The sequence below is a fragment of the Lactonifactor longoviformis genome, assembly GCF_042848515.1.
In the GTDB taxonomy this organism is placed as follows: Bacteria; Bacillota; Clostridia; order Lachnospirales; family Lachnospiraceae; genus Lactonifactor; species Lactonifactor longoviformis.
Window position 1 is genome coordinate 524876 of sequence record NZ_AP031453.1, and the last position, 15238, is coordinate 540113.

14 protein-coding genes are annotated in these 15238 nt (G+C 48.0%); 12 read left to right on the top strand and 2 right to left on the bottom strand.

The annotated features are described in order from the left end of the window. The first annotated feature begins 16 nt into the window (after window positions 1-16). From ACGHCT_RS02360 to ACGHCT_RS02400, 9 genes are read left to right on the top strand one after another with little or no spacing between them, the layout of a single operon-like run. On the top strand, window positions 17-997 hold the full coding sequence (locus ACGHCT_RS02360) for an ABC transporter permease (protein ID WP_154257059.1): 981 nt from the start codon (window positions 17-19) through the stop codon (window positions 995-997). Between the two features lie 2 nt (window positions 998-999). Next, window positions 1000-2511 (top strand): sugar ABC transporter ATP-binding protein, encoded by a 1512-nt coding sequence (locus ACGHCT_RS02365; RefSeq protein ID WP_154257058.1) that lies wholly within the window; start codon window positions 1000-1002, stop codon window positions 2509-2511. Then, window positions 2504-3457: an ABC transporter permease gene (locus ACGHCT_RS02370; protein WP_226901912.1), complete on the top strand. Its 954-nt coding sequence runs from the start codon at window positions 2504-2506 to the stop codon at window positions 3455-3457. The genes ACGHCT_RS02365 and ACGHCT_RS02370 overlap by 8 nt, the downstream gene beginning before the upstream one ends. An 11-nt stretch (window positions 3458-3468) precedes the next feature. Then, window positions 3469-4527, top strand: a complete 1059-nt coding sequence (locus tag ACGHCT_RS02375; protein ID WP_390437970.1) for a lactonase family protein — start codon at window positions 3469-3471, stop codon at window positions 4525-4527. A gap of 14 nt (window positions 4528-4541) precedes the next feature. Next, window positions 4542-5387 (top strand): SDR family NAD(P)-dependent oxidoreductase, encoded by an 846-nt coding sequence (locus ACGHCT_RS02380; RefSeq protein ID WP_154257055.1) that lies wholly within the window; start codon window positions 4542-4544, stop codon window positions 5385-5387. Between the two features lie 10 nt (window positions 5388-5397). Beyond that, window positions 5398-6402: a hypothetical protein gene (locus tag ACGHCT_RS02385; protein ID WP_154257054.1), complete on the top strand. Its 1005-nt coding sequence runs from the start codon at window positions 5398-5400 to the stop codon at window positions 6400-6402. 18 nt (window positions 6403-6420) lie between these two features. Further along, complete coding sequence (locus tag ACGHCT_RS02390; protein WP_256280879.1) at window positions 6421-7857, top strand: aldehyde dehydrogenase; 1437 nt, start codon at window positions 6421-6423, stop codon at window positions 7855-7857. 12 nt (window positions 7858-7869) lie between these two features. Next, a complete protein-coding gene (locus tag ACGHCT_RS02395; protein ID WP_154257052.1) occupies window positions 7870-8748 on the top strand; it encodes a dihydrodipicolinate synthase family protein in 879 nt (292 codons plus the stop codon). Next, a complete protein-coding gene (locus tag ACGHCT_RS02400; RefSeq protein ID WP_390437973.1) occupies window positions 8745-10166 on the top strand; it encodes a nitroreductase family protein in 1422 nt (473 codons plus the stop codon). The genes ACGHCT_RS02395 and ACGHCT_RS02400 overlap by 4 nt, the downstream gene beginning before the upstream one ends. Window positions 10167-10247: 81 nt before the next feature. Here ACGHCT_RS02400 and ACGHCT_RS02405 read toward each other — a convergent pair whose 3' ends face one another. Then, window positions 10248-10952, bottom strand: a complete 705-nt coding sequence (locus ACGHCT_RS02405; RefSeq protein ID WP_154257050.1) for a DUF5714 domain-containing protein — start codon at window positions 10950-10952, stop codon at window positions 10248-10250. 48 nt (window positions 10953-11000) lie between these two features. Further along, window positions 11001-11228 carry a nucleic acid-binding protein gene (locus tag ACGHCT_RS02410; RefSeq protein WP_226901918.1) on the bottom strand — a complete coding sequence of 76 codons (228 nt, stop codon included), beginning with the start codon at window positions 11226-11228 and terminating at the stop codon, window positions 11001-11003. A gap of 283 nt (window positions 11229-11511) precedes the next feature. Here ACGHCT_RS02410 and ACGHCT_RS02415 point away from each other — a divergent pair, with 283 nt between their 5' ends. From ACGHCT_RS02415 to ACGHCT_RS02425, 3 genes are all read left to right on the top strand, one after another. Continuing rightward, window positions 11512-13635 carry a PTS sugar transporter subunit IIC/EAL domain-containing protein gene (locus ACGHCT_RS02415; protein WP_226901920.1) on the top strand — a complete coding sequence of 708 codons (2124 nt, stop codon included), beginning with the start codon at window positions 11512-11514 and terminating at the stop codon, window positions 13633-13635. An 82-nt stretch (window positions 13636-13717) separates the two neighbouring features. Then, window positions 13718-14815, top strand: a complete 1098-nt coding sequence (locus ACGHCT_RS02420; RefSeq protein ID WP_390437975.1) for a GGDEF domain-containing protein — start codon at window positions 13718-13720, stop codon at window positions 14813-14815. Beyond that, window positions 14787-15137 (top strand): helix-turn-helix domain-containing protein, encoded by a 351-nt coding sequence (locus ACGHCT_RS02425; protein ID WP_154257046.1) that lies wholly within the window; start codon window positions 14787-14789, stop codon window positions 15135-15137. The genes ACGHCT_RS02420 and ACGHCT_RS02425 overlap by 29 nt, the downstream gene beginning before the upstream one ends. Window positions 15138-15238: the final 101 nt, after the last annotated feature.

A 15238-nucleotide genomic window follows, 5' to 3' on the forward strand; every position in this document is an offset into this window, starting at 1 on the left:
CTGAAGGAGGTTTTTAATGAGTATACAGAGGTACTGTGCTAAAAAGAAAAATGCCTTTATGAACAGAAAGGATAAAACATTTATTTTAGCCAGCCTGGCAGCTGGGGCAGTTCTTTTGCTGGCTATTGCGTTTGCTAAACCAGGTTTTTATTCGGGGAAAAACATATCCAGTATTTTAATCCAGTGCAGTGCGGTGGCAATTATGGCTGCGGGCCAGATCTATGTAATGGTCAGCGGAGGGATAGACCTTTCCATACCCTCTGTAATGATGCTGTCCGGCTGTATAGGCGCGCTGGTTATGCGTCAGACAAACAATATACTGCTGGGGATCTTGTCTATTATGGCAGTGGCAGTTCTGGCAGGACTGTTCAATGGATTATCAGTAGCAAAGCTGAAAATTAATGCGTTTGTGGCTACTATGATTACTATGCTGATTGCAAACGGACTTTCCCTGAAGGTTACAAAATCCAGCAGTATTCCTGTGCCCCAGGAATTCACCGGCCTGTTCGGAAAGTATTACGGCCCCATACATGCCAATATTGCGGTCATGATTGTCTGTCTGATTGTCCTGCAGTTTGTTTTGACCAAAACAGGGTTCGGCCGCTGTATTTATGCCATAGGTACCAATGAAAAAAGCGCTCAGGCATGCGGGATTAAAACAGACAAGGTTAAGATTCAGGTGTTTTTAATCTCTGGAGTATTGTCTGGAATCGCAGCAATTGTTTTAACTGCCAGGATTGCATCATCTTCTCTGTCACTTGCATCAGATTCTACATCTCTGGATGTTATTGCCGCGGCAATTGTGGGCGGCGCAAGTATAAAAGGCGGGGTGGGAACCGCAGTGGGTGCATTTGCAGGTGCCTTTATTATCAACGGATTGTCAAACCTGTTAGTGCTCTTTGGCATTGACTATTATTCGATTCAGATTATAAAAGGTATGGTATTCATCTTTATTACCTATTTTGATACCATCCGGGCAAAAGCAAGGAGGGCATAGAGATGGAACGCAGAGCGTATTTTGAAGCAGTAAAATTACATAAATATTTTCCCGGGGTACACGCGCTGAACGATGTGACCATTACAGCGGATAAAGGGTCTGTACTGGGCATCATTGGTATCAATGGAGCAGGTAAATCTACATTTATGAATGCTTTGGCCGGGGAACTCGCTATTGACTCCGGTGAATATTATATCGGCGGGAAGAAGATAGAAATCCGGAATCAGAAGGACTCTGAAAAAAGCAGAATTGCACTGATACATCAGGAGGCGGTGGTATTCAAGGATCTTACGGTGGCGGAGAATGTTTTTATCTATAACCTGAAGGACTATACAAAGGCCGGCCATCTGCAGTATAAAAAAATGTATGAGGATGCATCCAGGTATCTTTCTATGATAGGGGCTCAGGTAAACCCAAGAGAACTGGCTAAAAATATAACGGTGGGAGAAAAGCAAATGATAGAAATTGCCAGGGCACTGGTGAGAGATGCGGAGATCGTACTTTTCGATGAACCCACTTCGTCTCTGTCTCTGGAGGAAAAAGAAAACCTGTTCCGAATTATTAATCAGCTGAAGGAACAGCAGAAGATCGTGATGTATATTACCCACTTCCTGGATGAAGTACTGAAAATCTGTGACAGGACGGTTGTGATGCGGGATGGAGAGGTAACGGGAGATTTCCGGATCAAGGAAGTAAGCACCAGGGAGCTGATTACTGGGATTGCCGGTCATGAAGTAGAGACCGTGGTGAATCAGGAGGACGAGAAGGACCGGGAAGAGGTTCTGAAAATTGAGAATCTGAACTGCTATCCGGCAGTTAAGAACATAAATTTCTCTGTAAAAAAGGGCGAGATTCTGGGACTCTGGGGGCTGCTCGGATCCGGAAGAACGGAGATTATACGGAGTATATTTGCTCTGGATAAGCCTGACAGCGGAACAATTTATAAAAGAAACAAAGAAGGTAAAATGATCCGGATCAGCGGGCATAAGCTTCTGGAGGAATGTGCCTATGTGACGGAGGACAGACATTATGACGGGTTATTTATGTCCATGCCTATCTGGAAAAATATCACTATGGCTAATATCGGGAATTTTTCAAATATAAAGATGGATGTAGAGAAAGAACATGAATACTCTTTAAAAATGATTGAGGAAATGCAGATAAAGACACCGGATGAAAACGTACTGGTGGAGACGCTGAGCGGCGGAAACCAGCAGAAGGTGATCATGGCGAGATGCATAGGAAAGAATCCGGATGTGTTTTTTATAGATGAGCCTACCAGGGGGGTGGATGTAAATGCAAAATCTTTTATTCACAGAAAGATCCTGGAACTGGCAAGGCAGGGAGGCTCTGTGGTAATGGTTTCTTCTGAGATTGAAGAAAACCTGAACCTGTGTGACCGGGTACTTATCGTAAGAAATGGAGCAATTACCGCCGAGGTCAGGAAAAAAGACATCAGCAAAGAGAATCTCATGGATCTCTGCCTGGGAATAAAGGAGGGGCAAAATGAATAAAAGCATAAAGTTAAAAAATCTGAAGCTGACAGCCCTTAACCATGCGGTTTATATTTTCGGTGTTATCACAATTATAGTTTTTTCTTCCCTGTCGGAGCATTTTCTGACTTCTACAAACTGGATTACCATACTGAGAAACTCAACGCTTATGCTGTCAATAGGAATCGGACTAACCTTTGCACTGATCGTAGGAGAGTTAGATCTGTCCGTAGGCGCCAACTGCAGGTTCGCCGCGTCAGTAAGCGCCCTGCTTATGGTGAACCACGGGTGGAATCCCTATCTGTGTATGATCTTAATGCCTCTTTTGGGAGGATTCATTGGTTTGATAAATGGTCTTCTTGTAACCAGAGTAAAGCTGAATGCCTGGCTGGTGACCCTCTCTATGAAGCTGGCACTTGTGGGGATTGTAGTGAAGCTGACCAATACTGTCGCCATCAATATGCCGCAGGAGGTTCTGAACTTCAGAAACATAAAGATTTTTGGGCTTTCCAGCTTTATCGTGTTTATATTGGCTGTCATGATCCTAATGCAGATCCTTTTGAGATACAGTACGTTTGGAAGAAAACTGGTTGCTGTGGGTTCCAACTATTCAGCAGCTGAAAAGCTGGGAATCAATGTAAAAAATTACAAGCTGGCAGCCTTTATTATCAGCGGCTTCTTCGCCGGACTGGGCGGCATGCTGATCTCTGTAAATCTGGGAAGCATTACCCGTGAACTGGGGGACGGATATGAGTTTACGGCAGTATCCGCTGTGGTTTTGGGAGGCGTTTCCCTGGCCGGGGGTGAGGGGAGCGTATTTCCCAAGGCATTCGCCGGGGTTCTTATCCTGACGGTAATCGAGAATGGACTGACAATGATGGGGGCAGATATCTATCTCTTCCAGATCGCCAAAGCGCTGATCATTTTTGTCATGATGTATATTGACTCTATTAAAAATAAAATGTAGCGGGTGACACGATGGACAGAAGAATATGGATAGGCACCTGTACAGACGAAACGGCCCCCGGGGGTATCTATGTCTGTGGTTTAAACGAAGATACAGGAAGGTTACATATAAGTGGAGTTCAGAGGGAATGCAGCAATCCGGGGTTTCTCGCCCGGAACAGAGATGAAGGACTTCTGTGCGCAGTAAACGAGGGAGCAGGCAGAAACTGGATATCGGTCTACCGGGATTCAAAGGACGGACTTCTCCGGCTGGTGGATGAAAAAGAAATACCGGGGAAGGGCCCCTGCCATATCAGTATGAACAGAGACGGGACACGCATCTATTATGCCAATTACGAGAGCGGTGATATTGGAATGCTGTACCTGAATGGGGAGGGAAGGTTTCTTCCAGATACCTGCAGAATTGTGCATCAGGGAAGAAGCGTGGGGGAGCGGCAGAACAGGCCCCATCCCCACGAAGTACATCTTCTATGGGAACCAGAAATGCTGCTGGTTCCGGATCTGGGTACAGATGAGATTGTTCTTTATGACCTCAGTGGGGGAATGCCCCGGAAATTGTGGGAAGTAAAGGTTCACCCGGGAGACGGCCCCAGGCATCTGGCCAGACATCCAGGGGGCCGCTGGCTTTATCTGGTCTGTGAACTAGAGAACATGGTATATGCCTTTCAATGGACAAAGGAAAAAAAGCTGCTGCAAATGCAGAGGCTCTCTCTGCTGGGGGACAGCAAAACCGGAGAATATATTGCAGGGGAGATAGCAGTAACCTCTGACGGCCGCTGGCTTGTGACGTCTACAAGGGCGTGGGGCAGCAGGAAACAAGAGGAGGGATACCTGTCCCTGTTTCCCATTACCCCAGAGGGGACCCTGGAAGCGCCCCGGCTTTTCCCCTCAGGGGGATGCCACCCGAGAATGTTCTCCATCACAGAGAATGACAACTATATATTGACAGCAAACCAATATACGGGAAACCTTGTGAGCTTTCGGCTGGATAAAAAACTGGGAGCTGTCAAGATGTGTGACGCAGTGCCCATTCCAGGGGCGGCCTGTGTATTGTGCGGTGAAAAAGAATAAAGGAGAAGTGAGACATGAGGAATAAAAAAGCAGCAATTACCGGCGGGAGCAGGGGAATTGGAAGAGGAATTGTAAGAAGACTGGCCAGAGAGGGGTATGACATTTCTTTTACCTACAGCTCTGAGAGGGGAAAGGCCCAGGCAGAAGCCCTGGTAGAAGAAATTACTGGACAATATCCGGTGAAGTGCTTCTGCCATGGGGCAGCCCTGAATGAGAAGGGGACAGCGGAAGCATTTGTGCGGGAAGCATATGAGGAACTGGGGGGGCTGGATCTTCTGGTCTGCAATGCAGGGCAGTCGCTGGTTCACAGTATCTATGAAATGGATGAACAGACCATTGATTTTCTCATCAATCTGGACTTCCGTTCCTATCTGATGGCTGCCCGGGAGGCGGGAAGAATCATGGGAGAAAACGGAATAAAGGGGAACATAATTTTTATCTCCTCCTGCCGGGGGCTCCGGGCATTTCCCTATGACGAGCTTTACGGAGGACTGAAGGCCGGACTGATCCGCTCTATCCAGACTTTTGCTCTGGATCTTGCACCCTATGGAATCCGGGCAAACTGTGTTTCTCCGGGGCCTATCAGAGTCCGGACCAGCCAGGAGCTGCGGGAAGAAGGCGTCTGTGAACAGGAGATCGAGGATCTGGATAACCTTTGGAAGCAGCTGCCCCTAGAGAGGATGGGCACGCCGGAAGACGTGGCAAATGCAGTGGCATTTCTTGCCAGCGATGAAGCTGCCTATATCACAGGAACCAATCTGGTGGTAGACGGTGCGGCATCACTGCCCGGGATTCCGGAAAACAGGCCCAAAGCAGATGAAGAATTTAAAACTTGGTGTAATTTTAAGCGCAGATGGTAGGTGAGAGAGGATGAAGATTGTAAAAGGCAGCAGAGAGAGGGACTCTAAATCTAAGACAATATTTCAGGATGGAAGCCATGCCTATGAGCTGGATAAGGACTACCTTAAGCTTCCTGATTTTTTAAAATATGTGCCGGCCTGTACGGGCTGCTGTGACCGGAACGATTATCTATACCTGGCAACCAGGGACAGAGACCATCCCATCGTTCTGGTGGATCCCGACGGATATTATGTAAGGGATTTCGGAAAAGGGCTGTTTCAGTTCATACATTCTGTATTTGTAACCAGCCGGCAGACCCTTCTGTGTGCGGACTCTAACAGCCATGTGATCCGGGAACTGACCATGGAGGGAGAGCTGATCCGGGATTTGGGAAACTACGGGGTGCCCAGCGACAGCGGATACCAGGGAGATATCTGGTGGAGAATGCACAGCAGCGGGACTGTGATTCCCATGAATCTTCCCTATCAGAAAAACTGGAGTTTTATAGAAAGTATTAAGACAATCACCCATGCGGCGCCACCCTTTAACCGGCCTACCTGTGCCGCAGAGACATCAAAGGGAGATATCTTTGTGAGCGACGGCTACGCCAACTGTGCACTGCACAAGTTTGCCCCGGACGGAACCCTTCTTCATACCTGGGGAGCCCCAGGGACGGAACCGGGAAAGTTTTTTGTAATGCACAGTTTATGGGCGGATAAAGAGGACAGAATCTGGGTGGCTGACCGGGAAGGGAACAGCGTGCAGGTATTCCGGGAGGACGGAGAATTGCTGGCCTACTGCTCAGAAGGACTGTATCAGCCCTCAGAAATATGGGCGGACAGCGAGTATATCTATGTAGGGGAGAGAGGCGGCATTACCATATTTAATTATGATATAGAAGTTGTGGCACAGCTGGGATATTATATGTCCCCCCTGATGACCCACGGCTTCTGCGGAGATTCCAAAGGAAATCTCTTTGTGATGACCCTGAGTGAGGAACTGCCGTATTCCCTTATGCGGCTAAAGAAAATGTAGGAAGAACGGAGGATTTTTATGCTGGTAAATATAAACGGAAAAGAGATTGGGGAAGGCCTGAAAACAATAGAAATCACAAATCCTGTAAATGGAAACGTGATAGACACAGTGCCGGATGTCCCTGAGGCTTATATCAACGAGGCTGTTGTTGCAGCCAGACAGGGCCTGAAGGAGTGGGGCGGCCTCTCCCAGGCAAGCAGAAATGAGATAATCTATAAATATATTCAGCTCTATGAGGAACAACGGCACGAGATCGCCAGGCTGCTTACCATGGAGACCGGGAAAACCCTGGCAGAGGCGGAGGATGAGATCAATGTATGCACCAGGGTTACCCGGGGATACTGTGAGATGGCTGCACACCTGTACGGAAACTGTCTTCCCGGAGGCAGCACGCTGGGAAACCAGGAAAAAGATATTGTATTTACGAGAAGAGAGCCGCTGGGAGTTATGGCCATTATTCTTCCGTTTAACTATCCTGTAGATCTGTATTCCCATAAGGTGATGTCAGCCCTTGTGGCCGGAAACGCAGTGATTATTAAACCGCCCAGTTACAATCCCCTTGCCGTAATCCGCATGGCCCAGCTTCTGTATGAGGCAGGTGTGCCAAAGTGTGCGGCCCAGGTAGTGACCGGCAAGGGAAGCGTGGTGGGAGACTGCCTGTGCGGAAATCCGGGGCTGGATGCCATCTCTATGACAGGGAGTACAGAAGTAGGAAGGGATATCTATCAGAAAGCCGCGGCGAACCTTACCCGTGTATTTTTGGAGCTGGGAGGAAATGACGCCTTTATCGTAATGGATGACGCAGACATTGATCTGGCTGTGGAGGAGGCTGTGGGGAGCCGGATGGGAAACTCCGGACAGATATGCTGTGCCAGCAAGCGTTTTCTGATTCACCAGGCAGTGAAACAGGAATTTGTGGAAAAGCTGGTGAAAAAGCTGAAAAAGGTGAAAATCGGAGATCCTCTGGATGCAGAGAATACAGTAGGCTGTTTAATCAGTGAGAGCGCTGCGGTCCAGGTGGAAGAACAGGTTGCCCTGTGTGTAAGCCAGGGGGCAAGATGCATCCTGGGCGGGAAACGCCGGGACAGAGCATTTTTTGAGCCCACGGTGCTGGACGGGGTAACCGGTGATATGGATGTGGCCAGAGATATGGAAATCTTCGGCCCAGTATTTCCCATTATCACAGTAACCTCTGAGGAGGAGGCCATTTCCCTGGCCAACCAGTCCTGCTACGGCCTTTCCGGAGCGGTATTCAGCAGAAACACAGGAAGGGCAGTGTCCATTGCCTCCAGACTGGAAACAGCGGGAAATGTCATAAACGGCGGAAGTGCCTACCGCACCCCGGATTTGGCATTTGGCGGCTACAAGAAAAGCGGGATAGGCCGGGAGGGGATATCCCGAACCCTGGAGGAACTGACCCAGGAAAAGAACTATATTTTAAAAGGAGTACTGTAGGAGGTGACGGGAATGCAGGGAATCTATACGGCAATTGTAACAGCATTTAAGGAAGACGGTTCCGTGGACGAGGCAGGAACCAGGGCGGTCATCCGCCACAGCATAACCCACTGCGGGGCAGATGGAATCTTTGTGGGGGGAACCATGGGAGAAAGGTTTAAGATGACCACCAAAGAGGTGAAAGACCTTTTGGGTATTGCAGCGGATGAGGCATCCGGGGAGACTGACCTGGCTGCGAATATTACAGCGCTGGCAGATGAGGAGATTCTGGAACTTGCGGAGGAAGCCCGCAGGCTGGGGTATACGGCAGCAGCTCTGGTCCCCCCGGTATTTCACGGATATTCTCAGGAGGAGATTGTGAATCATTATCTTTATATAGCGGATCATATCCATCTGCCTCTGCTTGTGTACGTGATTCCCTCCTTTTCAAAGGTGGACTTTACGGAAGAGATGCTTGTAAGACTTCTGAAACATCCCAATATTATAGGATTGAAATATACCCACAACGATTATTATCTGTTGGACCGAGTGAGAGTGAGATGTCCTGAGGCCACTATTTTTACGGGGTTTGACGATGTACTTCTGCATGCACTTATTATGGGGACAGACGGCGCAATCGGCGGAACCTTTAATCTGACAGGAGCTTTTGCAAAGAAGCTTTATGAAGCGGTAAAGGCAGGAGACTATGGACTTGCCCTGAACTATCAGAGAAAGATCAATGATGTAGAGGACATGCTCAATGAGACAGGACTGTTTCCAACAATAAAAGCCACCCTTACCTGCATGGGGGTGCCGTGCGGACAGCTGAAACGTCCAAGCGGGGCTGTCACAGAAGCCCAGAAAGAACAGGGGAAGCGGATTTGTGAATATCTGAAGAGGAACGGGGGATGAGAGACGGGGCAGAATATACGGTCAGCAATGACTATCTCTCCCTGACGGTTGCATCCCGGGGGGCAGAGGTGGTTTCGCTGCAAAGCCCGGAAGACGGTACAGAATTCATCTGGCAGGGGGATCCCCGATACTGGGAGGACCACTCCCCTCTGCTCTTCCCCGCAGTCGGGGACTGGAAGGACAACCGTTATATTTATAAAGGCAGAGAATATGAGATGCCCCTTCACGGGTTTGCAAGAAACCTGATCTTTGATGTCCGGCAGAATGAAAACCAGATAATCTGCACCCTTACTCCAGGGGAAGAAACGAAGAACTATTATCCTTTTGATTTTCAGCTGACGATTGTCTATACCCTGGACAAAAATGTGCTGCTGACCGAGCAGTATGTCCATAATCGTTCAGACGGTCCCATGCCTTATTCCATCGGAGAACACATAGGCTTTCGGGTGCCTCTGCTGCCTGGGGAAAGATATGAAGATTATTATATAGAATTTGATAAACCGGAGACTGCTCCCCGCTATCCGCTCACAGACGGAAGGGAGATAGGCCCCCCGGTTCCATGTCTGAAAGAAACACGGCGGATAGATCTGGCCAGGGATATGTTTAAAGGGGGAGCATGGAATTTTGAAGGGCTGGCCTCTGAGAGGGCCGTTTTGGGGAATACAAGAAACAGCTGCAGAATTATTCTGGACTTTCCGGGTTTCAGCCATTTTTCTCTGTGGTCCAGACCGGAAGCCCCCTATCTGTGTATGGAGCCGTGCAACGGAATGGCTGCGGGAACTGATGAGGGCTTTGATCCCTTTCAAAAGAGGGGAATCCGGATCCTTGAAGCGGGGCAGAGGGATAGTATCTCTTACAGCGTGACGGTTCAGACTGCCTCAACGGACAGAAAGCTCGCAGAAGCGTACCAACAGTCTGTCATAGAGAAAAGGATCTCGGTCAGGAAATTTAGAAACAGAGTGGTGACAAGGGAAAAGATTCTGCGGATTCTCAGATATGCCATGACATCGCCCACTGCAGCAAATAACAGAGAATGGGAGTTTTTTGTGGTAACGGATCCCCGGGAGCGGGAGAAGATTTCTAAGATGAGTCCCTATGCCGGGCCTGCCAGAGAGGCAGGCGTACTTATTATTCCCTGTATGAACTGTGAGAAAGTAAGACTGGATAAGCAGGGCAACAGCTGGTGGGTGGAAGATCTGGCAGCCTGCTCACAGACAGTGCTGCTGGGGGCAAAGGAAGAGGGGCTGGACGGTGTCTGGCTGGGATTTTATCCGGATGAGGAAAGAGTGGGGGCACTGGCCGAATACCTGCAGTGCGGCAGCCGGTATGTACCCTTTTCTGTACTGGCGCTGGGATACGCAGAGGGAGAGAGGAAGAGAAAAGACAGATTCGATCCTGACAGCATTCACTTTATGTAACAGGTATATAGTTTTAAGTAGGAAGACTTCCGTTATTTTAAACGGAAGCTTCCTTACTTTACGTACACTATTTATGTATTTCTATGCATTCTGCGGGTTGAAAGGGCATCTTGTGCCGATACACTGGTTGTTTTTAGCGGTGTAGCCGCAGATGATTTTTTCAGGCTTTTCCATCCCGACATTAAATTTTTCCCGGATAAAGTCTATGGCTTCCAGTACAGCAATGGCTGAATTACGCTTACAGCAGCGAGGCCCTCCGATTTTCGCTTCGTGAGCCAGAACACGAGACGTCATCTCATTGCACCATCCCCAGGATTCTTCGGACAAAGGACTAGCCCCGGTGATAATGGAGATAGTAATTCCGGTGCTGACTGCGGCGCCGCAGCTCCCCCACAGTCCACAGATACTTCCGGGTACCTGGCGGCCGCGATTTTGCATCTCTAACAGTGCCTTTTGCAGATCTATCTCGCCGCCGGCATTCTTATAGGCGGTTAACAGACTGCTGCCCACCAAAATGTGGTGTTCCGGTCCATGCATATGACAGGAGGGGAGCGCCATCAGCTTAAGCAGGATATCATAAGGATTTTTTGAAGATTCACTCAGACATAATCCCAAAAAGCTGTCGATCCCTTTCATGTGACATTCACTGCACACATAATGTCCGCCTGCACAGCGGCAGTTGCTGGTTTCCACTTTATGGCACAGAGCACATTCCATCTGTTCTGCCTCCTCCAGGTAAACCAACCGTTCTTTACAGATTAAACATTCTTCGTTATTTTTCTGCATCGTATGCTTCCTCCTTTTATACGCAATAACTTTTCGGAATCTTATTCCTTAAGACTCCGAAATCGGCGTCTTTCCAAGCTTCCCTTCTACATCAGCCATGTAGATAGAAACCTCCCCGCACTCCGGGCAAATCGCCACCTGTGGTTTTCCGATCCGGTTGGGGAATAACTTTCTGTCGTCTGTTGCCATCACAATACCATATCCGGCGCCTTCTACTTTTATGGAGCAATGCTCAACCATCTCCGTACCACATCTGATACATTTCCTCAATGCCATGTCACCTCCCTTCCCTGGAAGAATAGTTACATAGACTTCTCGCTTATTCTAAATATTGTGCTGAGCCTTATCCGCCGCAGACAGATAAGTACTGTTAACGACAGTGTAGAATAGTGCTCTTTACTTGTCAATCATTTTATACCATGCATCTGGAGGACACTCTTGGGTAACCCCTTCGGCAGACATAAAATTTTGGTTGAAAGGCACTAACAGGAAGGGTAAAATATATGGTATAGTATAAGTTAGCAGTAAAATAATAAGAACCGTAAAGGCTGAGGGCTATATGTACACAAATATACTGAGAACTATATATAAAATTGAAAATAACAATATTTTTTCTTCTATCAGAAAGGGCTTCATCCTGCTGATTCCTGTACTTTTGCTGGGATCTTTTGCCCTTCTGCTCCGTAATTTTCCAATGGCAGCCTTTCAGTCTTTTATAGAGGTGTGGGGCGGAGGATTTTTCCTGACGATACTTAATTTTACTTTTGACTCTACGGTTGGCTTTATGTCTGTCTACCTTGTAATGAGTATCAGCTATTATTATTCCTCAACCATGAAGGAGAGGAATCCTTTTCTCAGAGTGATGGCAATGGTAATATCGGTGGTCTGCTTCGCTGCCAGCTTCGGGGCAGCCAGCGGTTCTATGGAATTAAGCGATCTGGGACCTGTTGGGGTTTTTACCGCCATGTTCTCGGCAATAGCGGGAACGCGGTTGTTTTATCTGTTTTACTCCTGGATGGCGAAGGAATACCGGTTCCGTTCTCCGGGAACAGATGTGGATTACCGGAACTCCCTGGCATCATTGTATCCCCTGCTTTTCTGCTCTCTCATTTTTATAGGAATCAATCTGATGATACAGAAGCTATTCCATGCAGAGAACCTGAATGATCTGATTACAACTATTATTGTAAATATATTCCATGATATAAATGACGGACTGGGTGCAGGGCTCCTGTATGTGTTTGTTCTGGATTTCCTTTGGGCCTTCGGTATCCATGGGGGGAATGCCCTGGAGCAGGTGGCGCAGACCTATCTGCTTCCCAATGATACGTTATCAGGGGTTGTCATATCCAAGTCTTTCTTAGATAATTACGCTTTAATTGGAGGCTGCGGTGCCTCTATCTGTCTGCTGCTGGCGCTGCTTTTGTTTGCCCGTGGCAGAGATAACCGATATCTGGCCCGTTCGGCCGCTCCCGCAGTATTTTTTAATATTAATGAAATTCTGGTCTACGGCATGCCGGTGGTCCTGAACCCTGTTATGGTGATCCCTTTTATCCTGACGCCAATCTGTTCTCTTTTGATTGCTTACGGGGCAGCTGCCTCAGGGTTTCTCCCAATTCTGCACAAGACAGTGACCTGGACCACGCCAGTGTTTTTCAGCGGTTACCTGGCCTCCGGATCCTGGAGAGGCGTCCTTGTACAGCTTGTGATCGTTGCAGCGGGGACGGCTGTCTACGCACCCTTTGTAAGAATCGCAGAACGGGTGAGAAAGAATCAGGCGGAGCTGCTTTTGAATGAGCTGACAGGACTTGTGAAGGAAAGTCAGGATAAGGGGCGGAAGATTATTCTTCTGGATCGCCATGACAGCATCGGACTTTTGGCTAGAAATATGGCTGCACAGCTCCGCGTAGATGTGGAGGAGAACAGACTGCCCCTGGAATTTCAGCCTCAGTATCACAGCAGCCGGGGTTTGGTTGGAGCAGAAGCTCTGCTCAGATGGAAGTATATGGGAGAGAATGTATACCCTCCTCTGGCGGTATCCCTGGCGCAGGAGGACGGTTTCTTTGACAGGATGACAAACTGTGTAATCAAAATCTCAATGAGTGCATGCAGGGAATTATTGGATCTGGGATGGGATGTTACGGTTTCGGCTAATATATCCGCAGATCAGCTGAACTCCCCTAAATTTACGGAAAGAGTGCTCCGCATGGCAGATACTTATGGAGTGAGCGGCCATTATTGCCTTGAGGTGACGGAAGAAGCCTCTGTGGATAAGCTGGAAGAGATTTCGGCTCACATTAACCGCCTGAAAGCAGCAGGCATCCAGACCGCGGTGGATGATTTCAGCATGGGAAGCACCAGCCTGAAGTATCTGCAGCACAATAGCTTTTATGCGGTGAAGCTGGACGGCGGTCTAGTCAGGGGAATCCCAGGAAACAGCAGAAATCAGGAAATCATATCCTCTATTATTTCTCTGGGCAGGAGTCTGGACTTTCAGGTGATTGCGGAATACGTAGAGTCAGAAGAGATAAGGGACACCCTGAAAAAACTGGGCTGTGACTTATACCAGGGCTATTTGTACAGCCCGGCCGTGCCTCTGGAGCACATAAAAAGAATGCAGTTCGGACGGAATATATCAAACAGCAAAGGCGAAAGCCCGGAGGAGCAAACGAGTTATGTATAATACTATTCAAAGCCTGTTATCCTGTTTTTTTCTTTTAATCGGCTTTCTTATTCTTTGTAAACACAGATATTCTCTCAGAAGGATGCTGATCAGTTCTGCGGCAATCTTATTTTTATGCTTTGGTCTGTACGTGTTGGGACTCCGGCTTGGACTGAAAACTCCGGCTGCTGCTGCGATTTGCCTGACAATCCCCTCCTTTCTGCTCTGCGGGCAATTGTCCGGGTATCGGGACTTTCGGTATGTATTTACTTTCTGCAGTGCAGATTTATTTGGAATTGTGATCATGGGGCTGTGCAATGCGTTCAATATGGTCATGAATTTTGATGTAGAGGATAACAGACTGGTGGCCATAGAGTATCTTTTGATGTTTTCCGTGCTTTATATATTTTTCTGGAGAGTGCGAAAAGAATATCTGGAGATCCAGGAAACCCAGAAAAAGGGTTGGGGGAGTCTGGCACTTTTATCCGTAACCTTTTATGCCATGATCTATGTGTTAATGGGCTATCCCGCACCAATCAGAGAACGGAAGGAATATCTGCCCGTATTTACTTTTGTGCTGATCGCTATATCACTCACATATATTGTTATCTTTCAGTTCATTCAGAAAATGAAACAGCAATTCGAGGCGGAAGAGATAAAACAGAGGCTTCATACGGAACAAAAAGAAAAAGAGCTGTACTCCCAAATGGCCTATGTGGATTATATGACCAAGATGAAGAACCGGGCATATCTGGCAAAACGGGAGCAGGAATTTCAGGCTGACTGGGAAAAAGTGCTGCCACTGACATGTATTACCTTGGACATTAATAATCTGAAGCAAATAAATGACAATAAGGGACATGCCGCCGGCGACAGCGTAATCCTGAGGGTTGCGGGGATTCTGAAAAAGGTATTTCCCGGAACTGAGGACATATACCGTCTGGGCGGCGACGAATTTTTGGTCCTTTTGCTTGGGCAGGCGTCCTGGAAAGCTTCTGTAGCCTCCATTGTCCTGGAACTGGAACGGAACAATGCAGAAAATGAGATTCAGATAACGGCAGCGGTAGGGGCTTTTGTCCAGAGAGAAAAGGGGCTGGAGTCTTTCACCTCAAGTATGAAAAGAGCCGACGAATATATGTATGAAGATAAACGAAAATATAAGGAGAGGTATCATGACGCAGAAAATAAAAGTCACCTGTGAGATGGAAATTACACTGAAAGTAATCGGAGGGAAGTGGAAGCCCCTGATTCTGCATTATCTGCAGGAGGAAGGGCCGAAACGATACAGCGAGATACTTCACTTCCTGGAGAAAGCCCCTAAGAAGACTCTGACAAGCCAGCTTCGGGAGTTGGAGGAGGATGGAGTGATTACCAGAAAAGTATACCCTACCACGCCGGTCCAGGTGGAATACTCTGTCACAGAGCACGGGCAGACACTGTACCCTATATTGGAAATGATGTGCGAGTGGGGCAGCGGGAATGAGGGCGGCAGGTACGAGATAACGAATCGTCAGTGCTGCTGATCTAAGGCAGGGAACCAAAGGGTAACCTGGGCAGATGAAAGTGCCTTCTTGCGGCAAATCCTGCAGGAAACTATAATGAAAAAATAATGTGAGAATACAGG

Bases quoted from the DNA above. Each gene is read 5' to 3' on its own strand.
- ACGHCT_RS02375 (WP_390437970.1), top strand. From the start codon at position 3,469: ATGGACAGAAGAATATGGATAGGCACCTGTACAGACGAAACGGCCCCC.
- ACGHCT_RS02370 (WP_226901912.1), top strand. From the start codon at position 2,504: ATGAATAAAAGCATAAAGTTAAAAAATCTGAAGCTGACAGCCCTTAAC.
- ACGHCT_RS02400 (WP_390437973.1), top strand. From the start codon at position 8,745: ATGAGAGACGGGGCAGAATATACGGTCAGCAATGACTATCTCTCCCTG.
- ACGHCT_RS02385 (WP_154257054.1), top strand. From the start codon at position 5,398: ATGAAGATTGTAAAAGGCAGCAGAGAGAGGGACTCTAAATCTAAGACA.
- ACGHCT_RS02410 (WP_226901918.1), bottom strand. From the start codon at position 11,228: ATGGCATTGAGGAAATGTATCAGATGTGGTACGGAGATGGTTGAGCAT.
- ACGHCT_RS02395 (WP_154257052.1), top strand. From the start codon at position 7,870: ATGCAGGGAATCTATACGGCAATTGTAACAGCATTTAAGGAAGACGGT.
- ACGHCT_RS02380 (WP_154257055.1), top strand. From the start codon at position 4,542: ATGAGGAATAAAAAAGCAGCAATTACCGGCGGGAGCAGGGGAATTGGA.
- ACGHCT_RS02360 (WP_154257059.1), top strand. From the start codon at position 17: ATGAGTATACAGAGGTACTGTGCTAAAAAGAAAAATGCCTTTATGAAC.
- ACGHCT_RS02365 (WP_154257058.1), top strand. From the start codon at position 1,000: ATGGAACGCAGAGCGTATTTTGAAGCAGTAAAATTACATAAATATTTT.
- ACGHCT_RS02420 (WP_390437975.1), top strand. From the start codon at position 13,718: ATGCTGATCAGTTCTGCGGCAATCTTATTTTTATGCTTTGGTCTGTAC.
- ACGHCT_RS02425 (WP_154257046.1), top strand. From the start codon at position 14,787: ATGACGCAGAAAATAAAAGTCACCTGTGAGATGGAAATTACACTGAAA.
- ACGHCT_RS02390 (WP_256280879.1), top strand. From the start codon at position 6,421: ATGCTGGTAAATATAAACGGAAAAGAGATTGGGGAAGGCCTGAAAACA.
- ACGHCT_RS02415 (WP_226901920.1), top strand. From the start codon at position 11,512: ATGTACACAAATATACTGAGAACTATATATAAAATTGAAAATAACAAT.
- ACGHCT_RS02405 (WP_154257050.1), bottom strand. From the start codon at position 10,952: ATGCAGAAAAATAACGAAGAATGTTTAATCTGTAAAGAACGGTTGGTT.